This is a genomic window from Paenibacillus sp. FSL R5-0713 (genome assembly GCF_037973325.1).
GTDB lineage: Bacteria > Bacillota > Bacilli > Paenibacillales > Paenibacillaceae > Paenibacillus.
Window position 1 is genome coordinate 4,313,552 of record NZ_CP150229.1, and the last position, 21,756, is coordinate 4,335,307.

Annotated in this window: 21 protein-coding genes and 1 riboswitch; all 21 genes read right to left on the minus strand. The window is 46.1% G+C overall.

Going from position 1 to position 21,756, the window contains the following annotated elements:
• Positions 1–46: 46 nt before the first annotated feature.
• The 21 genes from MKZ12_RS19165 to MKZ12_RS19265 all read right to left on the minus strand — a co-directional run bounded on the left by MKZ12_RS19165 (position 47) and on the right by MKZ12_RS19265 (position 21,750).
• A complete protein-coding gene (locus MKZ12_RS19165; protein WP_017687664.1) occupies positions 47–763 on the minus strand; it encodes a response regulator transcription factor in 717 nt (238 codons plus the stop codon).
• A 139-nt stretch (positions 764–902) separates the two neighbouring features.
• Positions 903–2,165, minus strand: coding sequence for a cytochrome c biogenesis protein CcsA (gene ccsA, locus MKZ12_RS19170; protein ID WP_339256160.1), 1,263 nt, complete (start codon positions 2,163–2,165; stop codon positions 903–905).
• Positions 2,162–3,835, minus strand: a complete 1,674-nt coding sequence (locus tag MKZ12_RS19175) for a cytochrome c biogenesis protein ResB (RefSeq protein ID WP_339235270.1) — start codon at positions 3,833–3,835, stop codon at positions 2,162–2,164. The genes ccsA and MKZ12_RS19175 overlap by 4 nt, the downstream gene beginning before the upstream one ends.
• Before the next feature lie 14 nt (positions 3,836–3,849).
• A complete protein-coding gene (locus MKZ12_RS19180; RefSeq protein ID WP_339256162.1) occupies positions 3,850–4,377 on the minus strand; it encodes a redoxin family protein in 528 nt (175 codons plus the stop codon).
• A gap of 133 nt (positions 4,378–4,510) precedes the next feature.
• Positions 4,511–5,260, minus strand: a complete 750-nt coding sequence (locus MKZ12_RS19185) for a pseudouridine synthase (RefSeq protein ID WP_124116190.1) — start codon at positions 5,258–5,260, stop codon at positions 4,511–4,513.
• Between the two features lie 196 nt (positions 5,261–5,456).
• On the minus strand, positions 5,457–6,275 hold the full coding sequence (locus MKZ12_RS19190) for a serine protease (protein WP_339235278.1): 819 nt from the start codon (positions 6,273–6,275) through the stop codon (positions 5,457–5,459).
• 63 nt (positions 6,276–6,338) lie between these two features.
• Positions 6,339–6,872: a spore maturation protein gene (locus MKZ12_RS19195; RefSeq protein ID WP_062835224.1), complete on the minus strand. Its 534-nt coding sequence runs from the start codon at positions 6,870–6,872 to the stop codon at positions 6,339–6,341.
• Positions 6,873–6,878: 6 nt separating this feature from the next.
• Complete coding sequence (locus MKZ12_RS19200; protein WP_339235281.1) at positions 6,879–7,505, minus strand: nucleoside recognition domain-containing protein; 627 nt, start codon at positions 7,503–7,505, stop codon at positions 6,879–6,881.
• Positions 7,506–7,536: 31 nt separating this feature from the next.
• Positions 7,537–8,724, minus strand: a complete 1,188-nt coding sequence (locus MKZ12_RS19205) for a D-alanyl-D-alanine carboxypeptidase family protein (protein WP_339235282.1) — start codon at positions 8,722–8,724, stop codon at positions 7,537–7,539.
• A gap of 130 nt (positions 8,725–8,854) precedes the next feature.
• Positions 8,855–9,337: a GerW family sporulation protein gene (gene ytfJ, locus MKZ12_RS19210; protein ID WP_307534717.1), complete on the minus strand. Its 483-nt coding sequence runs from the start codon at positions 9,335–9,337 to the stop codon at positions 8,855–8,857.
• A 148-nt stretch (positions 9,338–9,485) separates the two neighbouring features.
• Positions 9,486–10,223 (minus strand): DUF2953 domain-containing protein, encoded by a 738-nt coding sequence (locus MKZ12_RS19215; protein WP_339256163.1) that lies wholly within the window; start codon positions 10,221–10,223, stop codon positions 9,486–9,488.
• Between the two features lie 416 nt (positions 10,224–10,639).
• Positions 10,640–11,296, minus strand: a complete 657-nt coding sequence (gene scpB / locus MKZ12_RS19220; RefSeq protein ID WP_339256165.1) for an SMC-Scp complex subunit ScpB — start codon at positions 11,294–11,296, stop codon at positions 10,640–10,642.
• Positions 11,265–12,065 carry a segregation/condensation protein A gene (locus tag MKZ12_RS19225; protein ID WP_339235375.1) on the minus strand — a complete coding sequence of 267 codons (801 nt, stop codon included), beginning with the start codon at positions 12,063–12,065 and terminating at the stop codon, positions 11,265–11,267. Before MKZ12_RS19225 ends, scpB begins: the two co-directional genes overlap by 32 nt.
• A 104-nt stretch (positions 12,066–12,169) precedes the next feature.
• The gene (ribE, locus tag MKZ12_RS19230; RefSeq protein WP_017687651.1) at positions 12,170–12,637 is read right to left on the minus strand and encodes a 6,7-dimethyl-8-ribityllumazine synthase; all 468 of its coding nucleotides are present in this window, start codon (positions 12,635–12,637) and stop codon (positions 12,170–12,172) included.
• Positions 12,638–12,739: 102 nt separating this feature from the next.
• Positions 12,740–13,972 (minus strand): bifunctional 3,4-dihydroxy-2-butanone-4-phosphate synthase/GTP cyclohydrolase II, encoded by a 1,233-nt coding sequence (locus MKZ12_RS19235; protein WP_339256167.1) that lies wholly within the window; start codon positions 13,970–13,972, stop codon positions 12,740–12,742.
• Positions 13,973–14,003: 31 nt separating this feature from the next.
• The gene (gene ribE / locus MKZ12_RS19240; RefSeq protein WP_339256169.1) at positions 14,004–14,672 is read right to left on the minus strand and encodes a riboflavin synthase; all 669 of its coding nucleotides are present in this window, start codon (positions 14,670–14,672) and stop codon (positions 14,004–14,006) included.
• 26 nt (positions 14,673–14,698) lie between these two features.
• Positions 14,699–15,802 (minus strand): bifunctional diaminohydroxyphosphoribosylaminopyrimidine deaminase/5-amino-6-(5-phosphoribosylamino)uracil reductase RibD, encoded by a 1,104-nt coding sequence (gene ribD, locus MKZ12_RS19245; protein ID WP_339235382.1) that lies wholly within the window; start codon positions 15,800–15,802, stop codon positions 14,699–14,701.
• 320 nt (positions 15,803–16,122) lie between these two features.
• A riboswitch (FMN riboswitch) is annotated at positions 16,123–16,289 on the minus strand.
• A 190-nt stretch (positions 16,290–16,479) separates the two neighbouring features.
• Positions 16,480–17,784, minus strand: a complete 1,305-nt coding sequence (locus MKZ12_RS19250; RefSeq protein WP_339261468.1) for a hypothetical protein — start codon at positions 17,782–17,784, stop codon at positions 16,480–16,482.
• Between the two features lie 183 nt (positions 17,785–17,967).
• On the minus strand, positions 17,968–18,399 hold the full coding sequence (locus MKZ12_RS19255) for a peptidylprolyl isomerase (RefSeq protein WP_253438709.1): 432 nt from the start codon (positions 18,397–18,399) through the stop codon (positions 17,968–17,970).
• A gap of 247 nt (positions 18,400–18,646) precedes the next feature.
• On the minus strand, positions 18,647–19,978 hold the full coding sequence (gene lysA / locus MKZ12_RS19260) for a diaminopimelate decarboxylase (protein ID WP_145148860.1): 1,332 nt from the start codon (positions 19,976–19,978) through the stop codon (positions 18,647–18,649).
• Between the two features lie 104 nt (positions 19,979–20,082).
• Positions 20,083–21,750 (minus strand): spore germination protein, encoded by a 1,668-nt coding sequence (locus MKZ12_RS19265; protein ID WP_339235387.1) that lies wholly within the window; start codon positions 21,748–21,750, stop codon positions 20,083–20,085.
• Between the last annotated feature and the right edge of the window lie 6 nt (positions 21,751–21,756).

Consider the following 21,756-nt stretch of genomic DNA (forward strand, 5'->3'; position numbering starts at 1 on the left):
AATAGTGATCCATAACTTCCCGACCAGCGATCTCCAGAAACTTAAACTACTTCGGTACTTCCAGTTTATAACCGACACCCCACACCGTCGTAATCATGGCCGCCGACTCTGGCGATACCTTGTTAAGTTTCTCGCGAAGACGCTTCACATGCGTATCCACGGTACGAAGATCGCCAAAGAACTCGTAGTTCCATACATCTTTGAGCAATTCTTCTCTGGAGAACACTTTGTCGGGAGATGTTGCCAGGTAGTGCAACAATTCATATTCTTTTGGTGTAAGGCTAATCTCTTCACCACCAGCCGTGACCCGGTGGGCATCATGCTCAATAACCAAATGTGGGAACACGATGTTATTACTCGAATTGCTCTCCTTCGAGAGATAAGCTGTCGCGGAAGATCGACGCAAAATCGCTTTGACACGATAAATCACTTCACGCGGACTGAATGGTTTTACTACGTAGTCATCAGCGCCAACTTCGAAGCCTTGAACCCGGTTAATCTCTTCACCTTTTGCAGTGAGCATCAAAACCGGCGTTGATTTCACCTGACGAAGACGGGTACACACTTCAACTCCATCCATACCCGGTAACATCACATCAAGCAAAATCAGTCCGTAGTCCCCTGCTGTTGCTTTACGCAACGCAGTTTCCCCATCCTCAGCTTCATCAATTTCATAACCTTCTTTTTCGAGATACATTTTCAAAAGTCTGCGGATTCTCTCTTCGTCATCCACGACCAGTATTCGATTCTCATGTTCAGCCATGCCTCTCCAGCCCCTTTGCAATAACTCCTGATCACTTCTATTATGTTCGATCTGGCGAACAATATTTGAATACCCTTCAATAAAAAGGTACGTTTGTGTTTCCCGTTTCTAAATCCAACCTTTGCAAGACGAGTCTGTCCTAGTCCGCTCCAGCGTACGAATGCAATCCGGCAATGATCAGATTCACCCCAACCAGCGTAAACATGACAACCAGGAAACCAAGAACCGCAAGCCATGCAGACTTTTGACCTTGCCAACCTCTGGATAAACGCAAATGCAGATACACACTATAATATAGCCATGTAATTAACGCCCACACCTCTTTGGGGTCCCAACCCCAAAAACGACTCCAGGCAATCTGAGCCCAGATCATGGCAAAGATTAATGCTCCCAGTGTAAATATTGGAAAACCGATGGCAATCGCACGATAACTTATCTCATCCAGATCATCAGCATCGATTCCATCCATCATTGGCTGTAACGCTTGTCCAAGGGGTCTGCGCACAAGAAGTCGTACAATTCCATACAGGATCAGACCTACAATAAGTGACCAAACCACCGTATTCAGCTTACGCCCGGCATTTACGCCGTTCATCCAGGAAGGCGTCTCAAGTAAAGGTTTTTTCATGCCAAGAAACGGTGTCATGCTCTCCACTTCGCTATTATATGGCGCAAAAATTGGAGGCATGCGATAATTCACTTTCTCTATTGTACTATTTTCCTGTACCTGCATGTCAATGCTGACCGTTTTCTGCACAAAAACCGCCTCATAACCAGCTGCACGAAAGGCAAATACAGTCCCTATAAATCCAATAACGACAACGATCGTAACCAGGGTGAATTCAACCCATCCTCGTTGACGTCTTGAAGACTTGTCCTTACCACTAAAATCAACAGTACGGAGCAAATACATGAACCCTGCGGCAAAACCCACGGCGAAGAATGCTTCACCAAGTGCGGCCAACGTCACGTGAATTTTCAGCCAGATGGACTGAAGTGCCGGGATCAACGGTTGTACCTCCTGAGGAAATACAGCAGCATAAGCCATTATAATGATGGTAAGTGGTAAGGCAAACAAACCCAGTAACGACTTCCGATATATCGCGTATACAACGATAAATGCAACCATGATCATCATGGACAGAAAAGACATGAACTCGTACATGTTACTAACAGGAATATGCCCTGCCCCAGCCCATCGGGTTGCAAAGAATACAAGATGTGCCGCCAAAGCGACAGTCGAGGCAATGAAAGCTCGTTTACCCCAGCGATTCATGTGCGCCAGAGGATCACGATTGCTCCATTTTTTGCCCATTACCGCAACACCATATAAAAAGAATGCGGCACAATAGAGAAAGAAAGCTACGATAAATGCGTCGCTGCTGAAATCCAATAAATTCATGCTTGGTTCCCCCCGTTATCCAACGACTTCTCTTCCACTTCCAAATTCATTTGTTTCAAAACAGCCGCCACTTCACGCCTGAAGCCAAACCAGTTTTTGTTGGTATGTCCACCCAAGGTAAGCTGTTGATCATCAAAACGAATCCAGATGCGGCGATGATGCCAATAAAAACCCATGACCAGACCCAACATGACAATGCCGGCTCCTACCCACACAAAAGGCATTGCTTTATCTACGCGTATATTGAGATAACTTACGGATTGAATAATATCAACCTTGTCCATGCTGTCCACTTCCAACTGTAAAGGAATCTCTGTTCCAATTAGCTGTTGGTTAATTGCATCCTGCTGAAACCGTTGTTTATCAATCTGCTTCGCAAAATAAAGATATTGTATCCCCTCTTCCGGCAGATTCGGTCCCTTAATAAGAAAGAGAAAAGCAGGTGCATTAGGTGAAGGCGATATTGATTTGGGCTGTCCATTCTCATCCAATCCAAAGTCCATGAACTTTTCCTTCACGGTCAGTTCATAAGGGCCCGCTTCAAATGTTTTTTGGGTATCGACCATATCAATCTTAATCGCCCCATATACTTCACCAGTCTTTGTATTAACCAGATCCGGCGTTACGGATCGAATGGTGGGTGTTAGATCATAATCAAACTGATATGCTTTCAGACCGTTATAATTTAAGGGATGATTCACACGAACATCATGTCTGGCCACCTCAGCTAATTGAGGTTTTTTTGAAAGATCCGAACAATCTGCTGTACATTCATACAAAACAACTTTTGTTTCGAACAGTTTTGGAACGGTCTTGTTCAGGTTACGGAATTGCTCCGGTACTTCTTCCTCACTGTAAAATTCAACATTAAACTGTTCGTTTTTCAGATACATCGACGTATTCGGTATCTTTTTGATCTCACCTTCCGGAAAAGCAACATGCTCATCCAGATTCAGGCCAGGCAGCCCTCGTGCAAGCACCGCCAGCAGAAATATAATGAGTCCAATATGAATGACATATGGGCCCCATCGACTGAATCGCTGTTTCTCGGCGAGTAAAGCATCACCCTGAGTATGCACGCGGTAGCCTTTCTTTTTCAGCGGCGTAACCGCTTTCTTAATCCAGTCTTCTGGTGCCTCTTCGATAGGACCTTGGTACACCAGACGCTGTCTTGTTAGAAATTGCGTGTGTTTACGTATTTTCTGTTTATTCAGGGCTTTGTAGAGCGGTAGGACGCGATCCAGACTGCATATCACCAATGATGCACCGATCAGCACCAATAGCAAGATAAACCACCAGGATTCGTATGTATGGGATAAACCCAACAGATAATAGATATGACCCAACTGACCGTATGTTTCTTTGTAATACACGGAAGGATCAATATTTAGAAATGTACTTTCTTGCGGATAGATCGTGCCAAGCATAGAGCCTACAAGCGTTAACACAATCATATAGACAGCAATTTTGACGGATGAAAAAAAGTTCCAGATGCGATCAATGATGTTGGGATTACTGCGCTGTGAACGGCGCGCCATGCCATCGTAACGCATTTCCAGCACTTCATTCGATTTAGCTTCAGACTCCAGTAGTGGTTTCCCACATGCTTCACATAGTACAGTGCCAACCGGATTTTGGTGTCCGCACTCACATTTGGTATTTTGGAACACGAATAGACCTCCTGTCAGGGCTGCTTCGCCAGTTGCGAAATTTGAGCGTCAAGTGTGTCCAAATCAAGTTGCCCGATATGAATGGTAGAGATTTTGCCGGTGTCGGATACAAAAAATGTTGTTGGCATCGGAGAGATCCCGAAATCACGAACCGAGTTTTTCTCACGGTCTAACATGATTGGAAATGTAACCCCAACCTGCCGAACAAAATTATCCACGGTCATCTGGTCTTCTCCAACATTAATTCCGACAAATTGTACTCCCTTGTCCTTCCATTTGTCAGCTTGTGCCTGAAGTGCAGGCATTTCTTTAACACAAGGTTCACACCAGGTGCCCCAGAAATTGACCACCAATGCTTTTCCTTTGTACTCGTCAGACGTATGAACTTGACCATCCAGGCCCAGCAGTTCAAAAGAAGGAGACTTGTCCCCTTCCTTTGGCTTGCCGTTCGAGCCGGATACCGATGTCGTAATCGCATATCCGCCCAACACCAGGATCAATGTCAAAATGACGATTTGCACCGTTCTTCTTGATTTCCCCATGTGCTGCTCCCCTTTTAAGTGACTCTAACACTCGCATATTATTGAACTGGACAACTGTGAACATCCTATGAACAATTATAGCGAATTTCGTCACAAAACTGCGGCGGTTTTATGAAAATTATGTGTCCTCACATTACCTTTTTTTCATTTTTCTGGCTGGTTCTGATTGTGCGAGGGTAATCAGGTTGTTAACTTCCTCTTTGGTCAGATTGCGTGTCAAACCACGTTTCAGGTTTTGTAGCAAAATGCCACCAAACGAAATCCGTTTCAACCGGGTTACCGGATGGTTGATCGCCTCGAACATGCGTCTAACCTGACGGTTACGCCCTTCATAGATCGTAATGGAGATCACCGACTCATTGGCCGCTGTATCCACATCTTTGTACTCCACCTCTGCAGGAGCAGTCATGCCATCATCAAGCATAATGCCTGTCTTTAATTTTTCCAGAGCCGAACCATGCGGCACACCTTTGACCGTTGCGTGATACGTTTTGGGTACGTGATGTTTCGGATGCGTCAACAAATGTGCAAACTCACCATCATTGGTCAGAATCAATAAGCCCTCTGTGTCATAATCCAGACGACCCACAGGGTATACACGTTCCTTGACACCTTTCAGGTAGTCGGATACAATTTTCCGACCTTCCGGGTCAGATGCACTTGTGATTACGCCTTTTGGCTTGTTCAACATCAAGTACACTTTTTTCTCACTGCGGATCGGTTTTCCATTAACCGTAATCATATCCTCTTCGGGGTTCGCTTTCGTACCCAGTTCGGTTACGACCTCCCCGTTAACTTCTACTTTGCCGGACAGGATTAGTTCCTCGCTCTTACGGCGGGATGCAATGCCTGCCTGTGCGATAATTTTTTGTAATCTTTCCATGTTTGTCATGTCACCTCACACTAATGATACCCATCACGCAAGGAAATCACAAGGATAATCCAAGGATTTTGTAAACTGACGACACGAATATCCATTTCAGGCTGACTTCCCCTTTGAGATTCACGTAAAAAAAGCCTACCTTTGCACGATCTGTTCAACACAGATAGCGTAAAGATAAGCCTTTACCTCAAACCAATTAATTGGAAACTTTCCCGGCAACTGCAACCTGTTTTTTGGCAGGCGTAGCGCTGTCCTTAATGAAAGACTGCAATGTTTTGGAAGTAATATAATAGGTGCGTCCACCGTATACAAATGTCATCATACCAATGACCCGGTTGTTCTGGTCCAGCACAGGGCCACCTGAATTACCTTGTGCCATGGATTTCACAATACTGCCGATTCCTTTTTTACCCGGAACATCCGAGGCTTGGGAACTGAATACTCTGCTTTTGGCTATCGTATTGTAGGTTGAAGGAAAATCTTCATCCAGGATGACCAGATCACCAGCAGGATTTTTGGGGAATCCAATCGTATAGACAACCTGGTTATCCCTTGCGTTTGCAAATGTGACCGGTTGGGCGTCTATTTCCTTGTCCAACTTCAGCAGCGCCATGTCTGTCACCGGATCAGTCTTCACAATCTTTGCCTTTACAGGTTTACCTAAGGAACCCGGACTCGCAACAGTCAGTGTGCCTTCATCGCCATCAGACAGTTCAGCATAACTCTGAACCACATGGTAATTCGTGAGCACTTCATCCTTCGAGATCAGTATCGAGGTACCAATATCATAATATACCATATCGGGTTCATTCTGCTTGACCAAACGTACATTTACGACGGGGAAAGAATCCGCTGTGACTGCCATTTGTGCACGCAGCTGTTTGTCGAAGTAACCTGTAAAATGTATCGTCTGAACGGCTTGAGCCGCCGCCAGCCCCGTTGAACCAGCGAGCATTGCAATGGCAAGCACACCTGACATTCCAACACGGAGCATTCGTTTCCAACTCTTCTGCATGTCTCACTCTCCTCCGCTATTATTCTAGCATAACTAATATATCGGAAGGAAAGGAGATATCTTTTAACCAAAAACGAGCAAACAAATGGCGAGGGCAGCAATAAAACCAACGACATCGGAAAACAACCCTACTTTGAGTGCATACCGACCGTTCCTTATGCCTACAGCCCCGAAATAGACAGTCAGCACATATAATGTAGTATCTGTACTCCCCTGAATCGTAGATGCCATACGTCCAATCATGGAGTCGGGGCCATGGGTTTTGATCAGATCGGTTGTAAACGCCAGGGAGCCTGTCCCAGTCAAAGGACGCAGTATTCCGAGTGGTAACACTTCGCCTGGAACACCCATCCAGGACACCAATGGAGCCAATAGACTAATTACAAAATCCAGTGCACCCGAGGCACGAAATACGCTGATTGCGACCATCATGCCTACGAGATGCGGGATAATACTGATTGCAGTAGAGAATCCATCCTTGGCCCCATCAACAAAGGATTCATAAACCGGGACCTTTTTGGTAAACGCATATAATGGAACAAACGCGATAATAACCGGGATGGCCCAGACAGAGATCCAGTTGATGAAGGTTAACAAAGCTACTCATCCTTTCATGCCGGGTTTGCCACTTTTCTGTATACGTGGCGGTTTATGTAAAGCCCTATTCCGATACCAGCGATCGGCGATTATAGCAGCAAGTGTAGCGATAATGGTAGCCATTAATGTTGTTCCCACGATCTCTGTAGCATTGGCGGAATGATAGTTTAATCGGATGGCAATTAGCGTTGTTGGAATAATGGTAATGCTGGCCGTATTCAGAGCCAGTAAGGTGCACATGGCTGGAGAAGCTGTTTGTTTATCCGGATTAAGCTCCTGCAGCTGTTGCATGGCTTTGATTCCCATTGGTGTCGCCGCATTTCCTAGCCCCAGTAGATTGGCACTCATATTAGAGAGAATATAACCCATCGCCGGATGATTTTTGGGCACATCGGGGAACAGGAAGCCCACAATGGGACCAAGCAGCTTAGCAATCCGAGACAGGAGACCGGCATCCTCAGCCATTTTCATCATGCCCATCCAGAACACAAGCACACTGATCAGTCCAAAACAGACTGTAACTCCCGTGGCCGCGCCATCAAAAGCGGCTTGCGTGACCACCTCAATATTGCCGTTGATGGCTGCAAAAGCAAATCCGATTAAGATCATTAGCAGCCAAATTAAATTGATCAATGGTTATACCCTCCCTTCAACGATGATTCTACTAAGGAGACAACAGGTGACTTAACACGGCACGCCAAGCTGCTGCCCAGGAAGAAACGTCTCCGATTCCCCCTATCGTTGCCTCATCTGTCTTTGGTTCAGGAGGAATAAAACTGCCTTTGCGATATACCGGAATCGAGCCAACAAGTTTTCCGTCAAGTTGCATATCGATGCGTCCTGCCAATCCAAATGTAGGGTCTGTGGATTGTTTATTCCCTTCCGTTTCAGATTGGGCGCGATTTTCGTGCAAAATCAACTTTTTAGTCAATGAACTTTTCTCACTCTCAGCAAGTGGATACCAAAATCCCCGGCCTGTAACGACATCTGTATTTTGCACAGGCTGTTCTTGCCTCGCAATCTCTACCAATGGGAAGTATTCAAACCCAAAATCAAGCATCCGAGCATGATCATTCCAATCATTTCCATCGTTCAGCGTTACCGCGGCGAGCTGCTGTCCATTGCGTGTAGCCGAGCTGACCAAACATCTGAAAGCTTTCTTTGTATAGCCGGTTTTCACACCATCTGCACCTTCATACATCCGTAGCATTTTATTTTTGTTGTGCCAGGAGTATTCCCAGCTTTCATTGGGGTTCGGTGCGGATTTGTCCTCCGTGGCCACGATGCGTTTGAATACCGGATTGTGCAACGCGTAGGCAGTTAATCTGGCCAAGTCATTGGCTGTAGAATAATGACCTTCTGCATCCAGTCCATGAGGGTTCATAAAGTGGGAGTGCGTCAGACCGATTTGCTCTGCCTTTTTGTTCATTAATAGCACAAATCCTTCTTCCGAACCCCCCACATGCTCTGCGATCGCAGAAGCCGCGTCATTGCCTGAACGGAGCATTAGCCCGTACAACATGTTCTCGAGTGTCATCTCTTCACCTAACTTCAGATAGAGAGACGATCCTTCTTTGGCAAAAGCCGTGGGAGACACTTTCACTTTCTCATCCAGCTTGCTGTGTTCGATCGCTACAATCGCTGTCATGATTTTGGTCAAGCTGGCAATTCGCAGTTCCTTATCCCCATCCTTGCTGTATAAGATCCGGCCTGATGTGACATCGATGAGAGCAGCGCTTTGCGCATGTGTGGACGGACCTTGAATTGTTGCCTGGGCTTGAGTAACCCCTAAGGAAGACAGCAAGAAGACAGGGATAAGCATGCATGCAAGAACTTTCGTTATTTTTCGCATCAATTCATTCCTCCGGGTCACTTGGAATCTTGTACTATCTTATGTTCGGACAACTTGGAGTATGTCCCATAGGGCAAAAACAGCAAAAATCCCTCACGCTTGGATGCGGGAGGGATCATGACCAACTTATTCAGCTATAGGTTGAAGGATCTGGTGTAACCGGTACATCTGTTGTATTCGTTGGTGTTGTATTACGTTGGAACATGCCTTGAATTCGATCAAGAACATAAGGCGTAGAGTCAATGAGTTTCTCAAACAGATGTGTGGAGTTATCAAGTGGCACAATGTGTACCCCCTGTTTACCTACCACCAGGAACGCAATAGGACGTATGGATACGCCGCCGCCGCTACCGCCACCAAATGGAGAAGCCACTTTTGCTGAACTGGCATGTTCAGTAGAAGTCCCCGTGGCACCACTTTTGCCATTACTTTCTCCATTGACGTGAAAATCACTACCACCGGCAGCAAATCCGAATCCCACCTTACTGATTGGCAGAATCACGGTACCATCCGGTGTTTCGACTGCATCGCCAACAATTGTATTGACATCCACCATGGCCTTGATATTCTCCATAGCGGTTTCCATTAAGCCTTGAATTGGATGATCTGACATTTTAATTCCCTCCAGTTTCAATGTAAGCTAGGTTTGATCTAACCATATCATCCCCAAACTTGAAGGGACTTATGTAAATAAGCAATTTAAGTACACTCACTGAACTCCAACCTCACACTCCCAAAAACAGACCGACTAAGATGGACATCTACAGTGCTGTCCCACTAAGTTTTTTCTTTTGCTTTCGCTTCTCCTTACGCTTACGGCGTTGTTCTTGAAGAAGCTGAAGCCACATCCGCCATCCGCCTTCGACTTGGAGCACACGGGTTAGCAGTGTAAATCCAGCGATCAAAAGAGCTGTAATCCGAATCTTTACTCTGCAATCGAGCTCTGTTCTGAACTCCATTTCGTCTGACCACACCGGCATCACCTGAAGCACGGGTGTATCATCGAACCGAATCTGATAGGTGAGAAAACCAACAATAATGGACTTGATACTCCACACCCAGCCCGTCAGCACCGCGGTGTATGCTGCATCGCCAACGCCGATGTGGGTAGACCAGGACAGTTGAGTCATATGCACATGCATGAGTGTTTGCTTGAGCCACAGCTTGAGTGCATCAGTCGCTCTTAGCATAACCTTTACATCTTTGGCCCACTTTTTGACTTTACGTTTGTTCACCCGCTCACTACCCTGGGCTTCCCCTCTGGAATGATTCATGGACTGTTCAGTTTTGACCAGAAAACCTTCCTTCATATTGCGAAAAACAATACTCGGGATCTCATAGTTAATCCGCACAATTCCATAAAGAATACGAACATTAATATTGGCGTAATCATCACTTTTATGCTTACTGAATGTAAAATGTACATGAACATTTGAGATGAGGACTGCGGCAATCAGCAATGCGAACAATAAACCGATTCCTCCAAGCCAAATCCACACAGGCCTTACCTCCAAGCCCTCAATTCTTTTCTCGTCTAGTATGGCACTCTGGATAGGAAAAAATTCACGTCTGACCTAAAAATCCCATTTCAGATTTGTTTGGAACCGGTCCGTAACCTTTTATATAGACAAATTTGGACTTAAGATTAGTTACACTGGTCACTCCGATGACAGAATAACCTTCCGATCGCTGTTATCCCCAGATTTTTTTGATTCCCTTCTCTAAAGGGTAAATCCGGGGATAAGCGTATGCTTCCGATGCAGCTTTCTTTCAGAAAGCTTTTAGGCGAACACTCCGTTTCTTCAGATTATTTCTGTCCTCTCCGTTATGTGTAAAATCTTTAGTTCAATCTATCTAAAACAATGCACAAATAACCGACTCCACTGCTGGGTGTCGGTTATCATGAATTTGCAAATTAGAATGATGAATCCGTATTATCGTCTTCGTTGTCTATTTGACTCCCATCATCTGTCGGATCAGCGCTTTCCGGTTCCAATTGTTGCAAATCCAGTTTGTTGAACAACAGTTGTGTCTCTTCCTCCAGGTTTTCGGAATCTTCAAACAAGCCTGGTTCCGGAAGATCCTTAATTGAAGCCAGTCCGAAATAATCCAGAAATGACTTGGTCGTTCCGTACAAAATGGGGCGTCCAATTGCCTCCGCTCGTCCCACTTCAATGATTAGATCCTTATTCACAAGTGTATGAATAGCCCGTTCCGATTTTACACCCCGAATCTCCTCAATCTCAACCCGGGTAATCGGCTGCCGGTACGCCACGATGGCCAACGTCTCCAGCGCCGCCTGGGATAAGGAGGTTCGTGCTGGTGAATACGCCAGTTTCTCAAAATACACAGCATGCTCAGGCAAGGTACCCAGCTGAACTACGCCAGCAATCTTGAGAATCTGTACACCTCGACCCTGCTGTGAAAATTCATGAATCATCTCCTCAATCGCGTCCGTTACAAGCTCCACTCGCTGGTCGACGATCTCGGCAATTTGTTTGATGCTTAGACCCTCTTCTCCGGACAAAAACAGCAGGCCTTCAATAATCGATTTCAATTTCGGAAAATCCATGATTCTTTGTTTCCCCTCTCCACTCCATAACGATATCCTCAAACAACCGTTCCTGATAACAGACAATCTGCTTCATCTTCATCAGTTCCAGCACCGCCAGAAAAGTGACAACAATCTCATGGCGATAGATATGCTCATCCATCAATTTGGAGAATAACAGTCTGCCTCCCGGCCCCATACTTTCCAAAGCGCCGATGACATCCCGTATCCGGTCCTTAACCGAAATCTCATCCCGTTTGATACGGGTTACGGTTGTACGCTTCTCAGCCTTGCGTAGCGCCTTCTGAAATGCTGCAATCAGGTCAGAGGTATGTAATCCCTCAACCGGGTTCGAAGGAGCTTCTACAGGCATATAAGGGCGCAGATCCTCGGGCTCTTTGGAAAATATAAGGCTGCGTTCCCACTCACGTTCATGAAGATGTCGCGCAATTCCCTTGTACTTGCGATATTCTATCAGACGTGCAATGAGCTCTGCACGTGGATCATAATCTTCTTCTTCCATAAAATCATAATCCTCGAAGTCTTCAATTACCGGTGGTTTGGGCAGTAGAAGTTTGCTCTTGATCGACAGCAGTGTAGCAGCCATGACCAGAAATTCACTTGTAATATCCAGTTCCAGTTCCTGCATCGAATGCAGATACGCCATGTATTGATCGGTAATATCGCTGATGGGAATATCCTGGATATGAATTTCAGCCTTGTCAATCAGGTGAAGCAGCAGATCCAAAGGCCCTTCAAAAGTCTCCAGTTTGTATGTAACTACCGTCACTAGACGAATCCTCCCGCCAGAAAAATACAAAACCCTGCCAAGCCGTCCGAATCCGGTCTCCCGTCTTCGTCTGCGCATAGCAGGGCACTACTATTAAATAAGCACTATTTTAGCTGTTTCGTCAAGTTTGCCATCTCAATTGCCGCCGTAGCTGCATCCCAACCTTTGTTACCCGCCTTGGTTCCGGCACGTTCAATCGCTTGTTCAATATTTTCTGTCGTAACCAATCCGAAGATCGTAGGCACGCCAGTTTTCAGGTTAATTGCTGCTACCCCTTTAGCCATCTCGTTGCACACATAATCGTAATGTGTAGTTGATCCACGGATAACGGTTCCCAGGGTAATCACTGCATCATACTTGCCGCTCTCTGCCATTTTCTGCGCAATCAAAGGGATTTCGAACGCTCCTGGAACCCAGGCTACATCTACTTCATCATCCTGCACACCGTGACGTTTGAATGCATCGAGCGCTGCGCTAAGCAATTTACTGGTGATAAATTCGTTGAAACGTCCAACGACAACTCCATATCTGGATCCTTCTGATACTAAATGTCCTTCGAAAAATTGTGGCATTCAAGTCATCTCCCTAACGGTATAATGTAATGTAAGTAACGGAAATTCCTAAGTAATCAATTCCATAAATTACATGGTGAACGTTGTTCATCTAAAACGCATTTACTGTTCGTTCTGCTCGATATCATCAAACTTGAGCATATGCCCCAGCTTGGCTTGCTTCGTATGAAGATACACCGTATTGTCCTCGTTCTCTTTCATTTCGATCGCAACACGCTCTACGACTTCAAGTCCATATCCTTCAAGACCTTTAATTTTACGAGGATTATTGGTTAGCAGTCTGATCTGACGAACCCCAAGGTCTTTCAGAATTTGGGCGCCAATTCCATAATCACGCAAGTCGGCAGCAAATCCCAGCTTCAGGTTTGCATCCACCGTATCCAGACCTTCCTCTTGCAGCTTGTAGGCTTTGAGTTTGTTGATGAGTCCAATGCCTCGACCTTCCTGTCTCATATAAAGCAGTACGCCGTTGCCTTCTTCATTGATCTGTTTGAGTGCCGCATCAAACTGAGGACCACAGTCACAACGATGGGAATGGAATACATCGCCTGTCAGACATTCAGAGTGTACCCGTACAAGTACAGGTTTGGAACCATCAATTTCACCTTTAACCAGAGCCACATGTTCCTTGTTGTCTACAGCATTTGTATAGGCCACTGCTTGAAACTCGCCAAAGTCTGTTGGCATACGTACAGCCACTTCACGTTGAACCAGCTGTTCTTTTTCATTACGGTAACGAATCATGTCCTGAATACTGATCAGCTTCAGATCATGTTTGCGGGCAATCTCCTGCAGATCCGGAAGTCTGGCCATTGTGCCATCTTCCTTAATCACTTCACAGATAACGCCTGCGGGATACGAACCACACATAATGGCCAAATCTACTGCCGCTTCTGTGTGGCCCGCACGACGAAGTACACCGCCGTCTTTTGCAATCAGCGGGAACATGTGACCAGGCTTACGGAAGTCCCCGGCTTTCGCCTCAGGATCGATCAGACCTTTCACGGTAATAGAGCGTTCATGTGCCGAGATACCGGTTGTAGTATCTTTGTGGTCCACAGAGACCGTGAAGGCAGTTCCGTGGAAATCCGTATTTTGTTGAACCATTGGTTTCAAGTTAAGTTCATCCGCACGTTGTTGTGTAATCGGAACACAGACCAGACCTCTACCTTCAGTAATCATGAAATTAATGACTTCAGGTGTCGCCTTTTCAGCCAAAGCGATAAAATCGCCTTCATTCTCCCGATCTTCATCATCCACAACAATGACGGGTTTGCCACGCATGAGATCATATATGGCTGCTTCTATCGTGTCCAAAATGGATTGTTCTGACATTGTCCCACCTCCAGTTTATTTCTTTCTCTATTTATGCAAATCCGTGATTGGCGAGAAAATCTTCACTGATACTGCGCGGCTTGCCAGCACCCGTCTCTCGATGTCCTCTCCCATACTGGAGCAGATGATCCACATATTTGCCCAAAATATCGCATTCGATATTAATGGTATCCCCTGTCTTTTTCACATTTAGTACAGTTTCACCAATGGTATGCGGGATAATGGAAACCGTGAATGCGGTATCCGATGTATGGACAACGGTCAAGCTAATGCCATCCAGTGTAACCGATCCTTTGGGGATCAGGTATTTGAACAACTGGTGATCATCCGGCTTGATCTCAAACACAATCGCATTCTGATCACGTGTTATACTGCCAATCACTCCAGTACCATCGACATGGCCCTGAACGATATGTCCGCCAAAACGGCCACCGGATTGCATGGCCCGCTCCAGATTAACTTTACTGCCGGATTGCAGCTGACTGAGATTGGAATGGCGATACGTTTCAGGCATGACATCGGCGGTAAAGCCGCCACCTTCCAACGTTGTCGCAGTTAAACATACTCCGTTCACTGCTACACTATCACCTATCTTCAGATCGTCCATGATGGCGGAAGCTCCGATATTCAGGACCATCGCTTCGCCTTTCCGACCAATACGCCGGATCTGACCAACTTCTTCCACCAAACCGGTAAACATGCTGCCGCCTCCCTTGTTTAATTTATTTATTCAGGCCACACCGGAATACCGCCAATGCTGATATTATCTCCAACTTGTTCGATCTCCAACTGATTCAATTGAATTGCCTGATTCATACGTTCCACACCCTCGAAGCGGAAACTGCCAGGTGTATCATAACCGCCTACAATCTTAGGAGCGATAAACATGAGCAGTCGATCGACCAACCGTGCCTCCAGCATCGCTCCATTCAGAGTGCCTCCGCCTTCAAGCAAAATCGAACCAATCTCACGCTCACCCAACTTGCTAAGTCCGTTTAACAGATCCACACGTGGTCCAGGACCACAGCGGATAATTTCAACACCGTAGGCTTCCAAACGTTCAGCAGCTTCAGGACTGGCTTCGTCTGTTGTCAATACCCATGTTGGAGCAAGACCATCCTTAACCATTTTGGAACCTACTGGAAGACGCAACTTGGAATCCACCACGATTCGTACCGGGCTGATGCCTTCCACTTGCAAGCGGGTTGTAAGCTCCGGATTATCTGCGATCACCGTGTCGACACCAACCATAATGCCTTGGTGACGATGACGAAGGGCATGCACAATCTCACGAGCGGACTCGTTGGAGATCCACTTACTGTCTCCGCTGCGAGTGGCAATTTTCCCATCCAAAGTCGTAGCCGTTTTCAGTGTCACGAAAGGAAGGCCTGTTGTAATAAATTTAATGAATTTTTCATTCATGCGTCTTCCACGCTCACGCAGTACGCCAACTTCAACTTCAATGCCTTGTTGACGAAGCATGCTTATGCCTCTGCCGGATACTTGCGGATTTGGATCTTCACAACATACCACAACACGTTTTACCTTTTCATGAATCAGGCGTTCACTGCAAGGTGGCGTCTTGCCATAATGACTGCAGGGCTCAAGTGTAACGTATACCGTACTGCCTTCTGCATCGCTGCCCGCCATGTTCAGTGCATGTACCTCCGCATGACCGGTTCCACGTTTCAGATGGCTCCCAAGGCCTACAATACGCCCCTCTTTCACAACCACACATCCAACAACCGGATTAATTCCCGTCTGTCCCTGTGCTCGTTCCGCCATATCTAGTGCCAGTGCCATATAAAATTCATCATTGATCATTTCCAAATCCGTTCACCCCGCGGTTTAAAGTCTTGTTTATTAAAAAATCCCCGTCGAACAACCGTTCGATGGGGATGATGAGAGACAAATGTCAACAACAGGAGCCAAATGGATACAGCACGCCAACACTTTGCCCAAAACTTCATTTCGGGCAAGTGAAAATAGACACATACCTTAATGAACATCAATTACAGGTAAAGAGCTTTATCGTGTGGCATATGTATGGAACTGTCCGGCCTAACCGGATCTTCCCTGTACAGTGCAAGACAAACACATCGTGACTGTACAGCCAAACTCCTGCTGAATGCAAACCTGTTAGGTCTGCACCTCTCCTTCTCCCATCCAGACTATACTGTCGGTTCTGGAATTACACCAGATCAGCCATCTGCCACAGGCAGACAGGTCACGGACTTTGCATCAAGTGCTGGACATGTGTCCTTACACTCTCTGCATCACCGCCGGTAGGGAATTGCACCCTGCCCTGAAGGATTGCTTTCGTTATTAATTGGATGTTAGCACTTTAATGCCAAAAAATCAATTGTTTTTTGTTCCTTTTTGTCACATACTAACTTTTAATAAGCTAAGATACAGCAAAAAAAAAACCGCATCTCACTAAGAGACACGATTTTAAGTTTTTAGATTTTAGATTTAGTTTACATCCTTCTCAGTTCCATCACAGCATTCTACATATCAGGAAAACACCAACGCACCATATGCTTCAAATCTTTGGCATTGTGAAATGGCAAGCGGTCAGGTTCTGGTAGCGGCGAACTGGGAAGCGGAATACCTCTCGCAACTCTTCTGACCCAACTTGTGGAATCGATCGCGATAGCCGAGCATTGCCAGCGTCCAGTCGTTCTCGGTCGAAACGTTCTCTGCAAATCGGTTTTTCCCGGCATGTCAGGAAAGACACCATCGAGATATTCAACGATAACGCGTTTGTCTCTGACTTCATGACAGTATACCGTCACCCATACACCTTCCTGGACCCGAACAGCATACACATCTCCAGCTTCTGCCTCCCCTGTGCCTGCATCAGGAGATTTCTTTGGCACTTTCCCTCGAACACTTCTCATCTTCTCCAATGCTCCCAGGATCGTTTCCTTTACAGGTGGACTCTCTTCAGGCTTATCCGCAAGAGATATGCTACTCAGATCAAAATCATGGAATATCTTGTTCAGGTTGTTCTCATTGATTCCGACAGATGAGTCCCACCACGCCAGAGGCGCCTGTACCTCAACCCGCACATTGGGGCGCGCGTCACGCTGTATGTAAGAAGTAAATTCCGTGATCATTCCGGGATGTTCCGGCGTATCCAGTATGCCAATCAGAGCTAATGTCTCAAGCAAGTCCCGATAGGCATATTCCTTTTGTGTAGGCAAAAGACGTTCCTTCTTGAGTGCTATTGCTGCTTTGCTGTAGCGTGTTTTTGGAGGTAATTGGCGCAGCACCGTTAACACCGCACGGAGTGTCCAGTGGTCGTAATCATTAGGTATTGGAAGCTCCTGCGCGGAAGCTAGCTCTCGAAGTGCCAGTACATGTCCAAAGGGATTTCCATCCAAAGGTGTTCCATTGGTCATGCGCCAATACCATTGCAACGTCGAGTCGGTTGCTTGATCTACGCTTAATCCGCAGATCTGACAAGTACTCGAAGATGGATATGGCGTGTGTTCATGGCTTGGCATACCGCTTGCAATAAGCTTGCCCGTAATCAGCGAGCGCCAGATCATGGGTGCTGACCACATCGATGCGACAAAGGCCTGTGCTGCTTCATTTATCGTCCATTGATTTGCAAGTTGTTTCAGCTCAGTGATCGTTTCATCATGCCCCGGACGTACAAACCGGTTCGGTTCATGCCCCGCTGTCTCAAGCGCTTCTAAATCCGGTGTGGATATACTCTGAGAAACATCATGTCGGGATGCCTGTAGTTTTTCGTCCCATCGTGTGGGTCCGCTATAGACTTGTTTTAACAAACGTAATTGATCCACTGTATTCAAAGGTTCTTCATCCTCCCTTGTCGCTTCGTCTAACGACAGAATAACCCCATGCCAGAACTTTCGCCAGATCCATTATGCTCATTTTGCACTATTTCATGATGAAAATAAAAAAAGTGCTTCTATAAAAAGAAGCACTCCGAGTTTAAATCAAGTAAGTCAACGTTACAAAGCTTATTAAGCTTCTACAACTTCAACAGTCTCCATTTTGTCTTTACCTTCCAAAGCGTCCACGAACTCCATACCTTTGGTTACTTTACCAAATACAGTATGTTGTCCATCCAAATGTGGTTGTGGTTGGTAGCAGATGTAGAACTGGCTTCCACCTGTGTTACGGCCAGCATGTGCCATAGCCAGTGTTCCACGCTCATGTTTGTTCGGGTTGATTTCACAGTTGATTGTGTAACCTGGGCCACCTGCACCAGTACCGTTAGGGCATCCGCCTTGAGCTACGAAGCCCGGGATAACGCGGTGGAATGTAAGACCATTGTAGAAACCGGAGTTAGCCAGTTTCTCAAAGTTTGCTACTGTGTTGGGAGCTTCTTGATCGAACAGATCGATCAGAACTTCTCCGCCGTTTGCCAATTTAATTTTCGCTTGTTTCGCCATATGTAAATGACTCCTTTCGTATTGACCATCGTTAATGGTGCCAAAACGCATGACCCTGGGTCAAGCATTACAGCACTTTTCTTAGTGTACACCGAAAATGACTGGATCGCAAAAAAAACGGCAACTTTTTTCACAATTTAGTCCGAATACGTAAAAAGCAGACGAAAAAGGAAGTTCCCTTTTCATCTGCTTCAACTATAGAATCTCTATATCCTGAATAATGCAGAAACGCATTATCTTTGACGAATTAGCGAGTTACTGGCTGTTTGCCAATACGCGCTGGTACCAGGTCATTCTGGATGATATCCTGATACGTCTCACGGCGTACCACGACATCTCCTTGACCGTCTTTGACAAACACAACAGCTGGGCGACGAATCCGGTTGTAGTTGCTCGCCATGGAGTAGTTATACGCACCTGTGCAAGCTACAGCGAGCAGATCACCACTTTCCACTTTTGGCAGGTCCAGATCCCAGATCAGCATATCGCCACTCTCACAACATTTACCCGCAACGGATACCGTTTCCTGAGCAGCCTCATTCGCACGGTTAGCAAGCACAGCTTCGTACTTGGATTCATACAAAGCAGGACGAGGGTTATCGGTCATACCACCGTCAACAGCAACGTATTTACGCACGCCCGGAATGTCTTTGCTTGTTCCAACGGTATACAGCGTTGTTCCCGCTTCACCCACGATGCTACGGCCTGGTTCAACCCAGATCTCAGGTACGGCATAGCCAATTTGGGCAAAATGATTTTTAACTGCGTCTGTAATAGCCTTCACGTATTGCGCAACTTCAAGCGGTGTATCTCCGTCGATATAACGGATTCCGAATCCACCACCAAGGTTAACCACTTTGAAAGCAACGTTAAGACGTTCATATACGCTTGCTGCAAATTCAGCAACACGTTGAACAGCCATCTGGAAGCCTTCAACTTCGAAGATCTGGGAACCGATGTGGGAATGCACACCGAGCAATACCAGGTTAGACTGCTTGGAAGCCAGTTCAATCGCTTCAAATGCTGTACCATTGCCGATATCGAATCCAAATTTGGAATCCGTTTGACCAGTGGAAATATATTCATGCGTATGGGCCTCAACACCAGGCGTCACACGAAGCAAAATGTTTACTTTACGATTTTTGTCCGCAGCTACAGCCTGCAACAGATGCAATTCATTGAAGTTATCAACAACAAAGCATCCAATCTCTGCATCAAGAGCCATTTCGATTTCTTCCAGCGTTTTGTTGTTACCGTGGAAATGAATGCGCTCAGCCGGGAATCCTGCTTGCAGTGCAGTGAACAGTTCACCATCAGATACAACATCCAGGGAAAGTCCTTCTTCAGCTGCAAGTGCACACATCGCCATTACACAGAATGCTTTACTTGCATATGCAACCTGGAAACCCAAGCCGGAAGCGCGGAATGCTTCCATGTACTCTCTGCAACGCTCGCGAACCAATTGCTCGTCCACAACATACAGGGGAGTTCCAAATTGTTCTTTCAGATCTGTTGCATCCACTCCGCCAATCTCCAGATGCCCTTGCGCATTTATTTTACTTGTACCATGTAAATACATAATCTGCATTCCTCACTTTTTTGTATACTGGAACAGTTGCTATTCCAATGATTTTACACCAGTATATCAAATTAGGCGGCGAGATGAATGGATTTTTCGGAAGATCATTTGTGTTTTTTACTTTTTCGCAGTTCACCGTCCGGATCATCGGACATTTTGGTGTTGTCACGGGTTTTGTTGAATGATGGACGTTTTTTATTTTCCAGTAAAGGTAGCCGGAATAAAAAGTTGCCCAAGGCCTTTGCATTAAACGGTATAAAAGGCCATAGATACGAAGAATTATACGACCGGTGAACGGTGAGTGCCAATATGAGCAATGTACAGCCAACAACCAATCCCGGAACTTTGAATATCGCTACTGCTATGAGTAAAAACAGTCTGACTAACCTGTTGGCAAGTCCCAACTCGTAACTTGGTGTGGCAAACATTCCAATGGCTGCAATGGCCATATAGAGTACAACCTCATTAACAAAGTATCCTGTTTTCACAGCAATATCTCCAACGAGAATGGCCGCGATTAAACCCATGGCCGATGCCAGAGGTGTAGGCGTATGAACCGCAGCCATCCGCAATAGATCGACACCAAGCTCTATGAGAAGAAACTGCAAAATCAGGGGCAACTTCACATTTTCCTGTGGACCAATGAAGTCCAGCCCCATCGGTTTGAGCGAAGGTTCTATTACCATGAGAAGCCATAGGGGCAGCAAAAACAGCGATATGAGAATCCCTGCAAAACGAACCCATCGTAAATACGTCCCCATCAATGCCGTCTGTCTATTTTCCTCTGCATGTTCACACAGGTCGAAGAACGTCGTTGGCAAAATCATTACACTGGGAGAAGTATCAACGAAAATGACGACTCTGCCCTCCAGCAGATGGGATGCTGTTACATCCGGCCGCTCCGAATATCGAACGAGCGGGAATGGATTCCATCCCTTGTTGATAATCGCTTCCTCCAGCTGTTTATCTGCGGCGGGAATACCATCGATATCCACCCGCTGAATTTTCTCACGGACTGAGTCCACCTGCACTTTATCCACAATATCGTCAATGTATACCACGCAGACATCGGTTTGTGTTCTCCGCCCCACCTGCATGATCTCAAACTTAAGTCCAGGGTCGCGTATTCTGCGGCGCACCAAGGTTACGTTAGTCAGGAGGGTTTCCGTAAAGCCATCTCTGGAACCTCGGACTACCCTTTCCAATGAAGGTTCTTCTGGTGAACGAACCGGGTAACTCCGGGTATCCATTACTAGGACCGAGCGATCCCCTTCAACGAACAATGCACTCATACCTGTAAGAACCTTGTTAATGACCGCACTCATCTTCTCGACTTTTTCCACCTGTATATGGGGAATGTAACAGTCGAAATAAGATTTTAGTGCGTGCTCGGATACCTGATCAGGCGTGAGATAGGTTAACCTTTTTAATACTTCCAGTAGGATCTCATCCTTGGCAAAACCCGTCAAAAGAAGCAATCCCACATGTTTGCCACCCAGCACCATCTCTCTCATATCCACATCAAAGGATTCCCCAAGTCCGAGAACTTGCTTGAGCGTATTTTTGTTTTCACTCATCCGAGGGGAAATATCATCATTTTCCTGCCAATACTGTACGGATTCCTCAATACTGTCGGACATCTCATTTTGTTTTTTCTTATTGTACGCTTTCTCCTCTTCTTCCTTCTGAATCTCATATGCAGACTTGTGCAGCATCTCTTCCGTTATACCTTCACTATGTTCCTGGCCTGTGTGCTCCGTTCGTTCATCCATCTTCCA

What these genes read in the sequence shown, in the direction of transcription:
- MKZ12_RS19235 (WP_339256167.1), bottom strand. Translation starts at nt 13,972, where the DNA reads ATGTCAGAACAATCCATTTTGGACACGATAGAAGCAGCCATATATGAT.
- ccsA (WP_339256160.1), bottom strand. Translation starts at nt 2,165, where the DNA reads ATGAATTTATTGGATTTCAGCAGCGACGCATTTATCGTAGCTTTCTTT.
- MKZ12_RS19185 (WP_124116190.1), bottom strand. Translation starts at nt 5,260, where the DNA reads ATGGAAAGATTACAAAAAATTATCGCACAGGCAGGCATTGCATCCCGC.
- MKZ12_RS19165 (WP_017687664.1), bottom strand. Translation starts at nt 763, where the DNA reads ATGGCTGAACATGAGAATCGAATACTGGTCGTGGATGACGAAGAGAGA.
- ribE (WP_017687651.1), bottom strand. Translation starts at nt 12,637, where the DNA reads ATGCCACAATTTTTCGAAGGACATTTAGTATCAGAAGGATCCAGATAT.
- MKZ12_RS19205 (WP_339235282.1), bottom strand. Translation starts at nt 8,724, where the DNA reads ATGCGAAAAATAACGAAAGTTCTTGCATGCATGCTTATCCCTGTCTTC.
- MKZ12_RS19265 (WP_339235387.1), bottom strand. Translation starts at nt 21,750, where the DNA reads ATGGATGAACGAACGGAGCACACAGGCCAGGAACATAGTGAAGGTATA.
- MKZ12_RS19180 (WP_339256162.1), bottom strand. Translation starts at nt 4,377, where the DNA reads ATGGGGAAATCAAGAAGAACGGTGCAAATCGTCATTTTGACATTGATC.
- MKZ12_RS19255 (WP_253438709.1), bottom strand. Translation starts at nt 18,399, where the DNA reads ATGGCGAAACAAGCGAAAATTAAATTGGCAAACGGCGGAGAAGTTCTG.
- scpB (WP_339256165.1), bottom strand. Translation starts at nt 11,296, where the DNA reads ATGGATTTTCCGAAATTGAAATCGATTATTGAAGGCCTGCTGTTTTTG.
- MKZ12_RS19190 (WP_339235278.1), bottom strand. Translation starts at nt 6,275, where the DNA reads ATGCAGAAGAGTTGGAAACGAATGCTCCGTGTTGGAATGTCAGGTGTG.
- ytfJ (WP_307534717.1), bottom strand. Translation starts at nt 9,337, where the DNA reads ATGTCAGATCATCCAATTCAAGGCTTAATGGAAACCGCTATGGAGAAT.
- lysA (WP_145148860.1), bottom strand. Translation starts at nt 19,978, where the DNA reads ATGTATTTACATGGTACAAGTAAAATAAATGCGCAAGGGCATCTGGAG.
- ribE (WP_339256169.1), bottom strand. Translation starts at nt 14,672, where the DNA reads ATGTTTACCGGTTTGGTGGAAGAAGTTGGTCAGATCCGGCGTATTGGT.